The sequence below is a fragment of the Advenella mimigardefordensis DPN7 genome (assembly GCF_000521505.1).
GTDB lineage: Bacteria > Pseudomonadota > Gammaproteobacteria > Burkholderiales > Burkholderiaceae_B > Advenella > Advenella mimigardefordensis.
Map to the genome: position 1 here is coordinate 3,240,694 of NZ_CP003915.1, position 14,547 is coordinate 3,255,240.

Here is a 14,547-nt window from a genome sequence, read left to right on the forward strand (position 1 = left end):
CGCACGATCATGCGCCCGGCTCCTGCTCCGGCCCCTAAGACCAGTGCGTTGGGGCCCCATTTTATCCGCCAAGCCGGCACTCGCGGCCATTATATAACCCCGGCCGCTGAAATAAACCGCCGGTTTTCCCTTAGCCCTTGTGCCGCCTGAGGGAAACTCCCTGTACATTTTCCGCCTGATGCTGGCATAATCTTCAATCCGGCTCACCGCCCGCGGTGGAGCCACAACGCTGCAGACGGCAACAGATCGGCCACGCCGCCCTGCCTATTGGTTGTACCCGGCGCACACCGGTTGACTGTATTGTCGCTGCAGCACTGCTTACGTCATTTAGGAATATCCATGAACCTGAAAAAACACGTTTTCGGAATCGGTCTGTGCGCGATCGCACTGGCGGTTTCCACCTCGGCTGTCGCGGCAGGCAAAACCATTCGCTTCGGTACTGACGCAACATACGCGCCTTTTGAGTCCACCAGTCCGTCCGGCGAAATTGTCGGTTTTGATATCGACCTGGCCAAGGCCATGTGCGAAAAAATGCAAGCCAAATGCACCTTCCAGAATCAGGGCTGGGACGGCATTATCCCTGCCTTGCGCGCCAAGAAATTTGACGTGATTGCCTCGTCCATGAGCATTACACCGGAACGCGCCAAAGCAGTGCTGTTCACTCAGAAAATCTGGACCACACCGAATATGTTCGTCGCCAAAAAAGGTGCAACCTACCAATCTACCCCCGAAGGTCTCAAGGGCATCGATCTGGGTGTGCAGCAAGGCACCATCCAGGACAAATATGCGACCAAATATTTCAAAGACACCAATATCAAGCGGTATAAAACCCTGGAAGACGCCTATAACGACCTGACCACCGGCCGCGTCAACGCGGTATTTGCCGACGGCGGTGTGACCACGGAGTTCGTGAACAGCCCGGGCGGCAAAGACTTTCAGATTGTGGGTGATCCAATCCCCTCCTCTGCCGATGTCGAGATTTTCGGTCAGGGCACCGGTTTTGCCGTACGCCCGAATGATACCGAACTCAAAGATGCCCTGAATAAGGCGTTTGATGAAATCCGCAAGGATGGCACTTATCAGAAAATTGCCGATAAATATTTCACTTACGATATTTACGGCGGTTGATGAAGCAAACCGCGCGGCAGGCGAACAGGCTTGCCGCTGCTGATATTGTTGCGGCGGGTGAATGACGGTTGCGCCGCACATGCCACCGACAGCAATATCCCCCCAGCGCAGACCCCAATCCCGCCACGACCCGGGCCATAGCCTTTTCCGAAAGGGCCCCGCAAGCCCGACGCCCCATCACTACGCTGTCACATATCACACCAACAAAACAGAAAATAAAAATAAATTCTTTTAATTTCTTTTAAAATCAATCAAAACGCCGCCATCACGCAATTAATTTAAATTGCATCAATCATGTCGCTTGCGTAGCATACCTTGTCATCGTCTCATTGATCTGCCCGTATCAGCCTTGCGGGAAGACACTATCTAAACAACAAGGAACGTAAGCATGGATACCCTTTCATTGCACCCAGACCATGAACCCGCAGCCACCTGGACAGTCAGGTCCATTCTGGATCTATACCAATTACCCTTCATGGATCTGCTGTTCCGCGCCCAGCAGGTGCATCGCGAACATCACGAAGCCAATGCCGTGCAACTGTCCAGCCTGCTCTCGATCAAGACAGGCGGTTGCCCCGAGGACTGTTCCTATTGCCCGCAGTCTTCCCGCTACGATACCTCTGTAGAGCGTGAAAAACTCATGCCGCTGGACGAGGTGGTGCAGGCGGCAACGCAGGCGAAAGCCGCGGGTGCGCAGCGCTTCTGCATGGGAGCCGCCTGGCGCAATCCCAAACCACATCAGGTGGATGCCGTTGCCGACATGATCCGGGCCGTCAAGGCGCTGGGGCTTGAAACCTGTGTCACACTGGGTATGCTGCGTGATGGCCAGGCTGAGCAACTGAAGCAGGCCGGGCTGGACTATTACAACCACAATCTGGATACCTCGCCCGAATTTTACGGACAAATCATTACTACCCGTACCTATCAGGATCGCCTTGATACACTGGAGCGTGTGCGTGATGCCGGCATTCACGTATGTTGCGGCGGCATTGTCGGTCTGGGTGAATCGCGTCGCGAACGCGCCGGGCTGATCGCCCAGCTGGCCAATATGAACCCTTATCCGGAATCTGTCCCGATCAACAATCTGGTCAAAGTACAGGGCACCCCTCTGGCCGACAATGAAGAGATCGACCCGTTCGAGTTCGTGCGTACCATTGCGGTAGCGCGCATTACCATGCCCCGGACATTCGTACGCCTGTCCGCCGGGCGCGAAGCCATGCCGGACAGCCTGCAGGCACTGTGCTTTATGGCCGGCGCCAATTCCATGTTCTACGGTGAAAAACTGCTCACTACCGGCAATCCGCAACTGCAGGCCGACCAGGCATTGTTTCAGCGTCTTGACCTTAAACCGGTAGGCCAGTATCAGCAAGATGAGCAAACAGCCACCACCGCTAACGCTGCTGCCGGTTCATGCGCCTGCACCAGCCACGCTGTGGCGACATCCTGAACAGGCCGATCACGACACCACTTTATTAAATCCGATATCAACCCTTCATTAACAATTGAAATATGACCTACCTCATTCTCAGTATTCTTTGCAGTGTTGCCGTCTCGGTGCTGCTCAAGGTCGCTCGCCGTCAGGGTATTGATATCCGCCAGGCCATCGCTTTCAATTACGTCATGGCCTGCGGCCTTACCTGGTTCCTGCTTGCCCCCTCGCTGACCCCCACAGCCGGCCACCCATTGCCATGGCTGCTGTTCGCCATACTGGGCATTATTTTGCCGGTACTGTTTATGATCATGTCACGTGGCGTGGAATATGCCGGTATTGTCCGGGCTGATGCCGCACAGCGGTTGTCCCTGTTTCTGACCGTGCTGGCTTCGTTCGTCCTGTTTGGCGAAGCCCTCTCGGTCAATCGCGGCCTGAGCCTGGCGCTGGCGTTTGCCGCTCTGTTCTGCCTGTTATGGAAACCGGCAGATGTCGCCGCTGGCGCCAGCGTGCGTCAAGGTGCGCTATACCTGTTTCTGATCTGGCTGGGTTACGGTGTGGTGGATATGCTGTTCAAACAGATCGCCAAAACCGGCACGGCCTTTTCCATCGGATTGTTCGTGTCATTTGTGCTTGCCGGCGTCATTATGTTTGCTTATCTGCTGATACGCCGCACTCAATGGAACGCTCGCAGCATCCTGGGCGGGCTCCTGCTGGGTCTGCTCAATTTCTGCAACATTCTTTTTTATATCCGTGCTCACCAGACCTTCCATGAAAATCCAACACTGGTGTTCACGGTCATGAATATCGGCGTGATCAGCCTGGGCACCATCGTGGGCGCCATTCTGTTTCGCGAGAAAATCAGCCGTATCAATCTGCTGGGTATTGCACTTGCAATTGTCGCGGTACTTACGCTGTACTACTGGACAGTCATCAGCGGTTGACGGCCAGGCAACGCCCCCCTGGGCAGGAAGCGCCGCCGGGCCGGTTGCCTGGCGAGATGCCTGCCCCCCTTACAGTACTTTGCCGGGGTTCATGATGCCATCGGGATCAAACACCTGCTTGATCTGCCGCATCAATTTCAATTGCAATGGGTCTTTATGATGCAAAAAGGCATGGCGCTTCAGTTGTCCGATACCGTGTTCTGCACTAATGCTGCCGCCGTACGCCATGACCTCTTCGAATACCGCATCGGCGATCCGGATTTCCCATTCAGCAGCCCAGCTCTTATCGGCGCCGGCCGGACGCGACACGTTGTAATGCAAGTTCCCATCGCCAAAATGGCCGAAAATAAACAACCGGCAATCGGGACTGACCTTGCGTAACTGCACTTCTGCCGTTTTCACAAAGGCCGGAATCTGCTCTATGGGTAGTGAAATATCGTGCTTCAGATGCGGGCCGTCGGCACGCTGCGCCTCGGAAATTTCCTCACGCAAACGCCACAGCGCCTGCAATTGCGCCAACGAGGCTGACACCGCAGCATCCACACACAGTTCCTGCTCCAGCGCCTGGCCGATGACTTCTTCCAGCAACTGGGTCAATGCCTCTTCATTGGCCGTATCGGCCAGTTCGATTAATACATAAGCCGGGTGACGATCGCCAAATGGCAGTTGCACGCCTTCGACGTGGGTTAATACCAGATCCAGGCAGGCATCGGTAAAAAACTCAAAGGCCTGCAAGCGTGGGCCGCAGGCGCCAAACACCAGGCGAAACAGTTCCAGCGCCTGCTGCTCGGACTCAACCGCAGCCAGCACCACACTCCGAACATGGGTCGGGGCATGCAGCCTGAGCGCGACGCCGGTGATCACGCCCAGCGTACCCTCGGAACCGATAAGCAACTGCTTCAGGTCATAGCCGGTATTATCCTTGCGCAGGGTTTGCAGGCCATTGAATATTTCGCCATCAGGCAATACGGCTTCGATCCCCAATACGAGCTCACGGGCCATGCCGTAACGAACGACATTGACGCCGCCGGCATTGGTGGCAACGTTGCCGCCAATCTGCGATGAATCTTCAGCCGCCAGGCTCAGCGGCAGCAGGCGATCCTGCTCCTGCGCTGCGCGGCGCAAATTTCCCAGAATGCAGCCGGCATCGGCGACCAGCGTATTGGCGATGGTATCGATGGAACGGATCTGGTTCATGCGATCCAGCGACAGAATGATATTGTCGGGACGCGCATCGGGCGTGGCTGCGCCGCAAAGCCCGGTATTGCCGCCACGCGTCACCACCGGCACTTTGTACTGACTGCATAGCCGCATGCATTGCGCAACCTGCTCGGTAGACACCGGACGCACCACCGCCTGCGCCTGGCCTTTATAGACGCCGCGCCAGTCGCTCAACCAAGGTTCGATATCGGCAGCCTCGGTCTGCACAACATCCGGCCCCAGCGCAGCCTGCAATTTTTCAAGAAATTCCTGCATTGTCTTTCCTAATAGTGTTCAAGCCAACTGCGACAAATGCTTACGTTGCAGTCAGTATGATGACGAAAATAAACCATTTCTGATTCGGTGTGCCCTAACTGTTTGACTGGTGTATAAATGCACTGGTATCCAGCCCCAGCCGTTCACTCGCCTTGCGTAAGTGCGCCTGGGCCTGGCTGCGGGCCAGCTCCGGATCGTGCTGAAGAATGGCCTCCAGCACGCGCTCATGCTCGGCATGCACCTGCCTGGACAATGGGCTCGCGGCCAGCTCGCGCTCGCCCGGCTGTGCGCTTTGCTGCGTCTGCAATGCCTGCTCCGTCTGCAGCGTATGAACGCGGGCAGCATGCACACTTTGGCGCCACTGCCGCCCCAGGTAAGCCAGCAGGTCGCGATAATGTGGGTTATGCGTTGCCTGGGCAATCGCCTGGTGAAACCCGACATCCCACTCCAGCGCCTCTTCTGGCTGATGCAGGCTTTTTTCCAGCGAGCGCAGAATATGCTGCATCTCGCGCAAGTCTTCGGCCGTGGCCCGCACGGCAGCCAGTGCCGCCGCCGCACCCTCGATTTCAAAGCGCAACTCGTAGATATGGCGCAAGGCATCGCGATCCACCCTATCTGGCACAGGCAGCAGAAACCCCTCATTGATATCACGGCTGAGCACCATGCAACCGGCACCCTGCCGGGTACGCACCAGCCCTTTGGTTCGCAGGCGTTCCGTAGCCTCGCGGATGACCGCTGCGCTTACGGAAAACTCGCCAGCCAGCAGCTTACCCGAGGGAAGTTTCGTGCCCACAGGATAGACACCGTCAGCGATACGCTGCATCAGCGCATCTGCGACGCGATCGGTCAGTGTAGAGGTGATCATTTGCATAACGCAAATATATCAGGTTATCTGATAACTTTTGAAGAATTTTCGGACTGAGAGGAAAATTTTTTAGACGAATGCCTGGCTCAGTAGAAGCATCAACAACCGTCGCTACCCAAACCTATTGTCAACTTAGGCGAAATAAATACAACGACGGTTAGTTTTGCCGTGGCGCCGTCGGAGGCCGGGCAGCAGTTGAGCCCTTTTCCGTACCTTCATCCGTTGCGTCTTCGTTGGCGGCGCCTTCGCCCGAAGTCCCTTCCTCGGCCCCGTCGTCTGCTGCCATATCTTCTGCGGCCATTTCCTCTCCTGCCATGGCAAGATCCTCATCAGCCACGGAGTGATCCGTATCGGTTCGTTGCGGCAGGTTCAGTTCAGTAATCGGGTCGCCGGCCTGAATAATATCCAGCACTTTTTCCATGGCCTGCTCGTCAGATGAAATATCAATCGCTTCATCCACACGCGGATCCAGCGCAGTCGCCACAGGCGAGGCAGGTACGCTGACTGACATGGGCACAAAGGGCTCCGGATCCACCTTGTAGGTGCCCTTGACTTTTTCTTTGCGCACAAAGATGACCAGCGAGAAGGCTGCCAGCGAAGTATAAATATAGAACATGTGTGCGCCGCCAATGTCCATCAGCTTACCTACCAGCAACGGTCCAAGACTGGCGCCTACGCCGTACGTCATCAGTAACACACCACTTAAGCCAACGCGCAGCGACGGGTCAACGTGCTCATTGGCAAAGGCGGTAGCCAGAGGATAAATCGTAAACTGCAGGACACCGAAGATCGCCACCATCACCAGCATCACCGGATATGGCAAATGCCAGTAGCCATACAGCGGGATGGTCAGCACCCCCAGCAAAAGCGCGTTGAAGCGAATCATGTTCAGGCGATAAATGCGATCGGACAACCAGCCCATCGGCCATTGCGACAGCAGTCCGGCCATCACCGAGACCGACAGAAACACCGCCACCTGATCGGTATCCATCCCCTCTTTACTGGCATAAACCGGTCCCAGACCGTAAAAGGAACCGGTGATACTGCCCGCGATGAAGAGCACGAACATGGACATCGGCACCAGTCGAATGAATACTTTGAGCTTGATTGGCGCATGCACCTGCAGGGCGGGATGGCTGCGTCGCGTAATGGCCACCGGGATCAGGCACAGCGCCATCGACATCGCAACCACATTGAGTGTGGTCAGATCTTCGGGTGAGAAAAACGACACGGTCATCTGGCCCAGCACCAGCCCCATGCCCGACATGACCATATAAAAGGCGAAAACACTGCCGCGCTGTTTCTGGTCGGCCTGATCATTCAGCCAGCTTTCCAGCACCATGTACTGCGTCACCATGGTGGCGCCGGTCAGAAATCGCAGAAATACCCAAACCGGCAACAGCGGCGTGATGGTCTGCGCCAGCACCAGCACCGTCACCATTGCAGCTGAAATGGCGTAAGCGCGGATATGCCCCACGCGCTGCACCAGTTTATGTCCGAAGCGCGCGCCCAGTACCTGGCCCGTGTAGAACGCAGCAATCAGCAAGCCGATCCAGACCTGGCTAACCCCTTCATCGGTCAGGTGCAACGCGATGAAAGTGTTGTACAGACCCGTACCGAGAGACATCAGCAATGTCGCAAGATACAAAGAGAAAAAAGACAGAAAAAGGCTGATCATTCTGAACCGACGAGAAAGACGGACGAAAAAAAACAACAAATGCAATAAAAAATCACTGCCTGCAGCCGGCCGGTTCAAGCCGGGCCGACGGCTCTGCGATCAACGCAGCAATACAGGCTGAGTGACAAACTTACTAACGACAAACTTGCTAACGACCGGCGCAGGCTGCAGCGTCGGTCGGGTTGGATTTATAGTTGGGAAAGAATCGTCTGGGTGCCGCTGATTTTGTATTCGCCACCCTCTTCGACATTCAGCTGCGTGACTACGCCATCTTCCAGAATGGCGGAATAACGACGAGAACGGATACCCAGGCCGCGAGCGATCAGGTCCATTTCCAGACCCAGCGCTGTAGTCCAGATGGCAGCGCCATCGGCCAGCAGACGGATAATGCCGGTTGCGCCTGTATCACGACCCCAGGCGCCCATCACGAACGCATCGTTAACGGCCACACACCAGATTTCGTCCACGCCTTTAGCCTTGATCTGCTCGGCATCACGAATGAAATCGACTACGTGCTTGTTCGTGCAGGTCGGGGTGAAAGCGCCAGGTACGGCAAAAAGCACAATTTTCTTACCTTTGACCAGCTCAGAAACCTTGAAGGCCTGCGGGCCGGCGCTCTGGCCATCTTCTGCGTTTTCAATGAACTCTGTGAGAGTACCGTCGGGTACCCGATCTCCAATGCTGATTGTCATATTGACTCCTGTCTGATTAAGCAAATGCGAGTGCAGTTAGTGTAACACCTGGCTCCGTAGCAAAGGCCAATTCCCCCACCCCTGCAACGTGCATACCATAACATGCGCACATGACATAAATACCTACGCCGGCAGGTGGCGTTTTTCACAAGAAGTGTAAATAAAGGTATAGTTATCAGATATCGCGCTCTCGCTGGGAACGGGCTGCATCCCAATCCCGAGCCGGGCGCCTGTTCCATTTTATTTTCGCGGTCCCGAACCGCCTGTTGCGCATGAAAAAAACACCCGTCGATTCCGACCTCCCGGCCCAGGCCACGTCCGCCGCATCTGCGCTCAGCCATCTGGATGAGGCTGGCCAGGTGCGCATGGTCGACGTCCTGGACAAGACCACCACAGCACGCACTGCCATTGCGCGCAGCGTGGTGCGCATGACACCACGCTCCTATACCGCCCTGAACGCCGCAGATAACAGCAAGGGCGAAGTACTCAATACGGCCCGCGTTGCCGGTGTACTGGCCGCCAAGCGCTGCGCTGAGCTGATTCCCATGTGCCATAGCCTGCCGCTAACGTTCGCAGGCATTGATTTTTCCCTGGATGACCAGACACAATGCGTGACCATCCGCGCAACCTGTCGCAGTGACTATAAAACCGGCGTCGAAATGGAGGCACTCACCGCCTGTACGATTGCGGCACTCACCATTTATGACATGTGCAAGGCGGCCGACAAAGGCATTATTATTGAAGATACCCGGCTTGAATATAAATCGGGTGGTAAAAGTGGAGAATGGCGTTGTGATTAATGTGCTTTATTTCGCCCGCATTGCCGAACTCACCGGCAAGCGTACAGAACAATTGGCGCTGCCCGCTCCGGTCACCGTCACCGCCTGGCTGGCACAATTGCACGAAGCCTACCCGGCACTCGCAGATGTGAGCGTACTCAAAGTAGCCATCAACAAAAAACACGCCCAGGCCGACACGCTCATTCAGGATCGCGATGAAGTGGCGATCTTCGAACCCGTAACCGGAGGTTGATATGATTGCTGTGCAGCACGCCGATTTCGATGCCGGACAACTGATTCGCGACCTGCATGAACGCAGTGACGGTCAGGCCGGCGCCGTCGCCTCTTTCGTGGGCTACGTGCGCGATTACTCGGCATCGCAACAAACACAGGAACTCTTTCTTGAACACTACCCGGGCATGTGCGAGCAGGAACTGGCCGATATTGCACAGCAGGCCGCGCAGCGCTGGGATATTGTCCAAAGCACCATCGTGCATCGGGTAGGCGCCCTGTCACGCCAGCAACAAATTGTCTTTGTGGGTGTTGCCAGCGCCCATCGCGGTGAAGCGTTTGCCGCCTGCGAGTTCATCATGGACGCACTCAAAACCCGGGCGCCGTTCTGGAAGCGGGAAACGCTGGCCGATGGCAAGGCATTCTGGGTACAGGCGCGCGGCAGCGACCAGCAACGCCTGCAGAAATGGACCGAACCACAAGCTACCACGCAAGCAGATTCACCTGAGCAGGAACAACATCAATGAAGTCGCTTACCGAAAAAGACAGCAAAGTCGCACTACAGATTGCCATTCTGACCATCCACGATACCCGGCTACCGGAAAACGACAGTTCGGGCCGCTATCTGGCCGACGCCGTTGGCCAAAGTGGTCACCACGTAGCCGGGCGGGCCATTTGCCCGGACAATCGCTACGCCATCCGCAAGCAGCTGTCAGACTGGATTCTGGACGAAAACATCCACGCCATTATTACCAATGGCGGTACCGGCATGCGCGACAAGAATGCCACACTGGCAGCCGTTACACCGTTGCTCGATACACAAATCGCCGGTTTTGGAGAATTGTTCCGCGCCTATTCGTTTGCCGACATCGGCTCGTCGGGCCTGCAATCGAACGCGCTGGGTGGCAAAGCCAACAACACGCTGATTTTCTGTCTGCCGGGCTCGACCGATGCCTGCCGCCTGGGCTGGGAAAAAATTCTGCGCGAGCAATTCGACAGCCATCACCAGCCCTGCAATTTCGCATCGGCTTATGCCAAGCGTGATTAAATCGCAAGCGCCATTATTTATTTGAGACAAGATCACAGGAAACACCACTATGCTTGATTTTGATACCGCGCAGCAGCGGCTGCTGGATCTGCCTATCGCCGCGATTGCCGTGGAAACCGTCAGCCTGCAACAAGCACTCGGACGCGTGCTGGCACAGGACGTGGTGGCCACACTGGACATGCCGTCTGCAGACAACAGCTCCATGGACGGTTACGCGTTGCGCCTGCAGGATTATGTGCCGGGCGCGACCCTGCCCGTGCAACAGCGCGTCTTTGCCGGACAGGCACCACAGCCGCAAGAACCGGGAACCGTTTCCCGTATTTTTACCGGCAGCCTGATCCCCGACGGTGCCGATACCGTCGTCATTCAGGAAGTCTGCAAGGAAGAGGATGGGCAGGTCACCATCTCCGAGGCCCCGACTCTGGGCCAGAACATCCGCCGCCAGGGCGAAGATACGCGCGCCGGCAGCGTTATCCTTGAGCAGGGCACACTACTGGGCGCGGCTGAAATCAACCTTATCGCCACCCAGGGCATTGCCACACTGAGTGTATACCGTCAGCTCAAAGTCGGTATTCTGACAACCGGTGACGAACTGGTACCTGTGGGACAGCCCCGGGAATCCTCACAAATTTTCAATTCCAACGCCCCCATGCTGACCGCCCTGTTTCAGACAATGGGCGCTCAGGTTAAACACGCCCTGCATGCCATGGATGATCTGGATGCGACCCGCGAAGCATTGAACACACTGTTTGCCGACTGCGATCTGGTTATCAGCGTAGGCGGCGTATCGGTAGGGGAAAAGGATCTGGTCAAGCCGGCGCTCGAAGCACTGGGGGCCAGCCTGGATTTCTGGCGCGTGAAAATGAAGCCGGGAAAACCGGTGGCCTTGTCCAGCGTGAACAATGTACCGGTGATCTGCCTGCCTGGCAACCCGGTTTCCGCTTATACCGTGCTGGCGGTACTGGTCTCGCCTCTGATTCGCAAGCTACAGGGACGCAGCCAATGTCTGCCGCTACGTATCCAGGCTACCCTGAAAACAGACAAGGTTTTTAATGAAACCCGTGATGAATTTCTGCGTGTTCGCATCACGCAGGATACGGAAACCGGGCTGCTGATGGCTGAACCCTATGAACGTCAGGGATCCGGCATAAGCTCTTCCCTGCCCTGGGCCAATGCCTTTGCCCGTGTACCGGCCGTGCAAAAATACACCGGCGGTGACCGGGTATGGGTCTACCTCAAGGAAGACTGGATTCGCTAACCTGGCCCGCTCAGGCACCGTCAGAGTGGCGTTACGCTGGCCTGGGCAAGGGCCAGTTCCTCTGGCGTATTAACGTTCAGAAAGGCCTGCGCATGATCGAATATCACACGCACCGCCTGCTGTGATTCCAGCCAGGGCAGCACTGCGCGACGACCGCCTTGCAGGTAAGCCCTCAGGGTCGCCAGCGTATGGGTATGCAATAGCAAACAGATGGAATGATCACGCGCGCCCGCATGGGCAAAGGCAATCTGCCCGCCCTGGGCGATCAGCGTCGCATACAGGTGTGTCACATAATCATTCGGCAAGGCCGGCATATCGCAACCGGCCGCCACCAGCCACGGCGTCGTAACATGAGGCGCGGCCGCAAGCAGACCTGCCAGCGGACCCTGGCTGCCATCGAACTCCGGCGGATCCGCCACGACCTGACCGTATTGGCGGTACTGTTCCTGATGCTGGTTGGCGCTGATCAGCACATGGGCAACATGCGGCTGCAACGCCCTTAGTACATATTCAACCAGAGGATGATCGTGGAGCTGGACCAGTCCTTTATCCACCCCACCCAGGCGTCGGCCCTGGCCGCCGGCCAGTATCAATGCCGTCACCTCCCGGGGCGCAAGCTGTGCCGGCTGCGATATGGCGGTCATGCTCAGCCTCCGATATAGCTCATTTCTATTTTTTTCTTCGTACCACTTGTACCGCTTATCTGATCACGCAATTCGGAGTAGCGGTCTGCCCTGCCGGTCCAGATACCGGCCAGCGTACAGGCAATCTCATGATCGGTTGCCGCTGAACGCAATAAGGCACGCAAGTCAAAACCCTGATCGGCGAACAGACAGGTGAACAATTTACCCTCAGGCGACATACGCAATCGGGTACAGTCGCCACAGAATGCATGAGTCACACTTGTGATCAGACCCACCTCTCCGCCGCCATCTTTGTAACGCCAGCGTCTGGCCACTTCCCCCGGATAGTTGGCATGCACCGGTTCCAGTTCGAATCGGCTCTGCAACTGTTGCAGGATTTCCCGGCCACCAACCACATCTGTCATATCCCAGTGGTTGGTCACGCCCACATCCATAAATTCAATAAACCGTAGAATATGACCGCTATGACGGAAATACTCAGCCATTGGCACGATCTGGTGTTCATTCACACCTTTTTTCACCACCATATTGATCTTGATCGGTGCAATGCCTGCCTGCTGTGCGGCGTCGATACCGGCCAGCACCTGATCCACATGAATTTTGGTATCACTCATCTGGCGGAACAAATCAGGATCCAGCGCGTCCAGACTGACGGTAATTCGCTCCAGCCCCGCATCACGCAAGGGTACGGCCATACGCTGCAACAGCGTGCCATTGGTGGTCAGCGCGATGTCCAGTGGCTTATCTTCAAGATCCCTGATCTGCGCCAGCATGGCAATCAGGCGGGTCATTTCCTTGCGCAGCAGCGGTTCGCCGCCGGTAATACGCAATTTATTAACGCCCAGTTGCGCAAACAAACGCGCCATGCGGGTAATTTCTTCAAACGACAGAATCTGACTATGCGGCAGAAATACGTGGTCGCTGCCAAACTGGTCGCGCGGCATACAGTAAGAACACCGAAAATTGCACTTGTCTGTAATTGAGATACGCAAGTCACGCAGGGCGCGGCCCAACTGGTCTACGACGGGCCTGCCGGGTATATAGTCCGCCTGCGGCAAGGGCCTTTCTGCCCTTTTTCGGATATCGGTTATTGGAATAATATTAGTCATTAAAGGCTTCGTCTAATGTCTGGATTTTCCCAGCCTCAGTTGCATCATACCCTACCAGTTGCCCGAGAAATTGCTGGTAATCCTGACTGCGCATAAAATGGATGAATTTTTCCACGTTAATCTGCTGCAAATTATTACGATGGAGTGCGAAAAAATAGCGCTCGCGCACCAGCGGAATAAAATCCAGGCCAAAACGGTGGGCAGCCGTCTGCACACCAATGCCCACATCGGCCATGCCACTTGCAATATGGGCCGCAATGGCCATATGCGTGAACTCGCTGTCTTCAAAACCACTCACTGCAGATGTCTGGATGTTCTCTTCCTGCAGCATCAGTCCTATCAGAAAACGCGTACTTGAGCCTGGCTGACGATTCACAAATCGAACGTCATCACGTGCCAGATCGCGGACCGACTGGATTTGCTTTGGATTGCCCGGTTTGACGAAAAGCCCGGTATTGCGTACGGCCAGATGAATCAGCAAATGCGTGTCGCTATTGAGCCAGGGCGAGTAACGATCCAGTATCGGTTTTTCGAACTTGCCGATAGGCACCTGAAACCCCGCCAGTTCACATTCGTTCTGCTCCAGCGCCGCCAGCGCTTCGATCGCCGTACGATAGCGCAGCTCCAGAAGAGGCTGCGGCGAATTCATACGCTGGGTCAGCCCTTCCACGGCAAAGCCATGACTGGCATGCAGACGCACATTCGGCGTGTGCTCCGGAATGAGTTTTTCCAGTTCTTCCTGTGATTCGGAGGCCAGGCTTTCCAGGGTGGGCGACAGCCGCGCCTGAATGCGGCGATTAGCCCACACCAGCCGTCGGGCAAATTCGGATAGCTCCGTTCCCTTACGCCGCTTGGTAATAAGCAGCGGCACACCGAAAACCTCCTCAAACTGCCGCAACACGCCCCAGGCATGACGATAGGAATGTCCACAGGTTTCGCTGGCTGCCACGATATTGCCACTCACATCAATTTCAGCCAGCAAGCCCAGCAGCATGGAAAGCGACAGGGTTTTACCTTCCTGGGTATCGATGGTCCACTCAGGGTTTATCCTGATCGAAAACGGGTACATAATGCAATCTCCCTCTGGCGTTTCCTCACCATTATATGTGTTATTAATTTCATATTGAAAATATATCTGAAGTAGCTACTATTGAGCCTATAAGCATATTTGTCAATTGGGAATTGAATATAAAATACTTTGCGGTGCTGCAGCATTTTATTATGATTCTGGTTGCATATAAATTAGATCCAACACGTATCGGAGAC

15 protein-coding genes are annotated in these 14,547 nt (G+C 55.8%); 8 read left to right on the forward strand and 7 right to left on the reverse strand.

Translation table 11 applies throughout. The features are described from left to right. The first annotated feature begins 339 nt into the window (after window positions 1-339). The 3 genes from MIM_RS14885 to MIM_RS14895 all read left to right on the forward strand — a co-directional run bounded on the left by MIM_RS14885 (window position 340) and on the right by MIM_RS14895 (window position 3,501). Window positions 340-1,128: a lysine/arginine/ornithine ABC transporter substrate-binding protein gene (locus tag MIM_RS14885; protein WP_025373554.1), complete on the forward strand. Its 789-nt coding sequence runs from the start codon at window positions 340-342 to the stop codon at window positions 1,126-1,128. Window positions 1,129-1,516: 388 nt separating this feature from the next. Then, on the forward strand, window positions 1,517-2,575 hold the full coding sequence (gene bioB / locus MIM_RS14890; RefSeq protein WP_025373555.1) for a biotin synthase BioB: 1,059 nt from the start codon (window positions 1,517-1,519) through the stop codon (window positions 2,573-2,575). A 62-nt stretch (window positions 2,576-2,637) separates the two neighbouring features. Next, window positions 2,638-3,501 (forward strand): EamA family transporter, encoded by an 864-nt coding sequence (locus MIM_RS14895; RefSeq protein ID WP_025373556.1) that lies wholly within the window; start codon window positions 2,638-2,640, stop codon window positions 3,499-3,501. A 69-nt stretch (window positions 3,502-3,570) separates the two neighbouring features. On the opposite strand, the gene MIM_RS14900 is transcribed toward MIM_RS14895, so the two are convergent. The 4 genes from MIM_RS14900 to MIM_RS14915 form a co-directional block, all read right to left on the reverse strand. Then, a complete protein-coding gene (locus tag MIM_RS14900; RefSeq protein WP_025373557.1) occupies window positions 3,571-4,977 on the reverse strand; it encodes an FAD-binding oxidoreductase in 1,407 nt (468 codons plus the stop codon). A 94-nt stretch (window positions 4,978-5,071) separates the two neighbouring features. Continuing rightward, window positions 5,072-5,842, reverse strand: a complete 771-nt coding sequence (locus MIM_RS14905) for a FadR/GntR family transcriptional regulator (protein ID WP_025373558.1) — start codon at window positions 5,840-5,842, stop codon at window positions 5,072-5,074. A 157-nt stretch (window positions 5,843-5,999) separates the two neighbouring features. Beyond that, on the reverse strand, window positions 6,000-7,520 hold the full coding sequence (locus tag MIM_RS14910; protein WP_025373559.1) for an MFS transporter: 1,521 nt from the start codon (window positions 7,518-7,520) through the stop codon (window positions 6,000-6,002). Window positions 7,521-7,708: 188 nt separating this feature from the next. Continuing rightward, window positions 7,709-8,212 (reverse strand): peroxiredoxin, encoded by a 504-nt coding sequence (locus MIM_RS14915; RefSeq protein ID WP_025373560.1) that lies wholly within the window; start codon window positions 8,210-8,212, stop codon window positions 7,709-7,711. Window positions 8,213-8,484: 272 nt separating this feature from the next. Here MIM_RS14915 and moaC point away from each other — a divergent pair, with 272 nt between their 5' ends. Genes moaC through MIM_RS14940 form a run of 5 tightly spaced genes read left to right on the forward strand, consistent with a single transcriptional unit; the run spans window position 8,485 to window position 11,528 of the window. Continuing rightward, window positions 8,485-9,012 (forward strand): cyclic pyranopterin monophosphate synthase MoaC, encoded by a 528-nt coding sequence (moaC, locus tag MIM_RS14920; protein ID WP_025373561.1) that lies wholly within the window; start codon window positions 8,485-8,487, stop codon window positions 9,010-9,012. Beyond that, a complete protein-coding gene (moaD, locus tag MIM_RS14925; protein WP_144084654.1) occupies window positions 9,005-9,244 on the forward strand; it encodes a molybdopterin converting factor subunit 1 in 240 nt (79 codons plus the stop codon). Before moaC ends, moaD begins: the two co-directional genes overlap by 8 nt. A gap of 1 nt (window position 9,245) precedes the next feature. Next, window positions 9,246-9,749, forward strand: a complete 504-nt coding sequence (locus tag MIM_RS14930) for a molybdenum cofactor biosynthesis protein MoaE (RefSeq protein ID WP_025373563.1) — start codon at window positions 9,246-9,248, stop codon at window positions 9,747-9,749. After that, on the forward strand, window positions 9,746-10,270 hold the full coding sequence (locus MIM_RS14935) for a molybdenum cofactor synthesis domain-containing protein (RefSeq protein WP_025373564.1): 525 nt from the start codon (window positions 9,746-9,748) through the stop codon (window positions 10,268-10,270). Before MIM_RS14930 ends, MIM_RS14935 begins: the two co-directional genes overlap by 4 nt. A 49-nt stretch (window positions 10,271-10,319) precedes the next feature. After that, window positions 10,320-11,528, forward strand: coding sequence for a molybdopterin molybdotransferase MoeA (locus tag MIM_RS14940; RefSeq protein ID WP_025373565.1), 1,209 nt, complete (start codon window positions 10,320-10,322; stop codon window positions 11,526-11,528). Window positions 11,529-11,548: 20 nt separating this feature from the next. Here the strand turns inward: MIM_RS14940 and mobA are convergent, their stop codons facing one another. From mobA to MIM_RS14955, 3 genes are read right to left on the reverse strand one after another with little or no spacing between them, the layout of a single operon-like run. Then, on the reverse strand, window positions 11,549-12,172 hold the full coding sequence (mobA, locus tag MIM_RS14945; protein WP_025373566.1) for a molybdenum cofactor guanylyltransferase MobA: 624 nt from the start codon (window positions 12,170-12,172) through the stop codon (window positions 11,549-11,551). Window positions 12,173-12,174: 2 nt separating this feature from the next. After that, complete coding sequence (moaA, locus tag MIM_RS14950; RefSeq protein WP_025373567.1) at window positions 12,175-13,281, reverse strand: GTP 3',8-cyclase MoaA; 1,107 nt, start codon at window positions 13,279-13,281, stop codon at window positions 12,175-12,177. Continuing rightward, on the reverse strand, window positions 13,274-14,353 hold the full coding sequence (locus MIM_RS14955) for a substrate-binding domain-containing protein (protein ID WP_025373568.1): 1,080 nt from the start codon (window positions 14,351-14,353) through the stop codon (window positions 13,274-13,276). The genes moaA and MIM_RS14955 overlap by 8 nt, the downstream gene beginning before the upstream one ends. Window positions 14,354-14,547 lie beyond the last annotated feature (194 nt).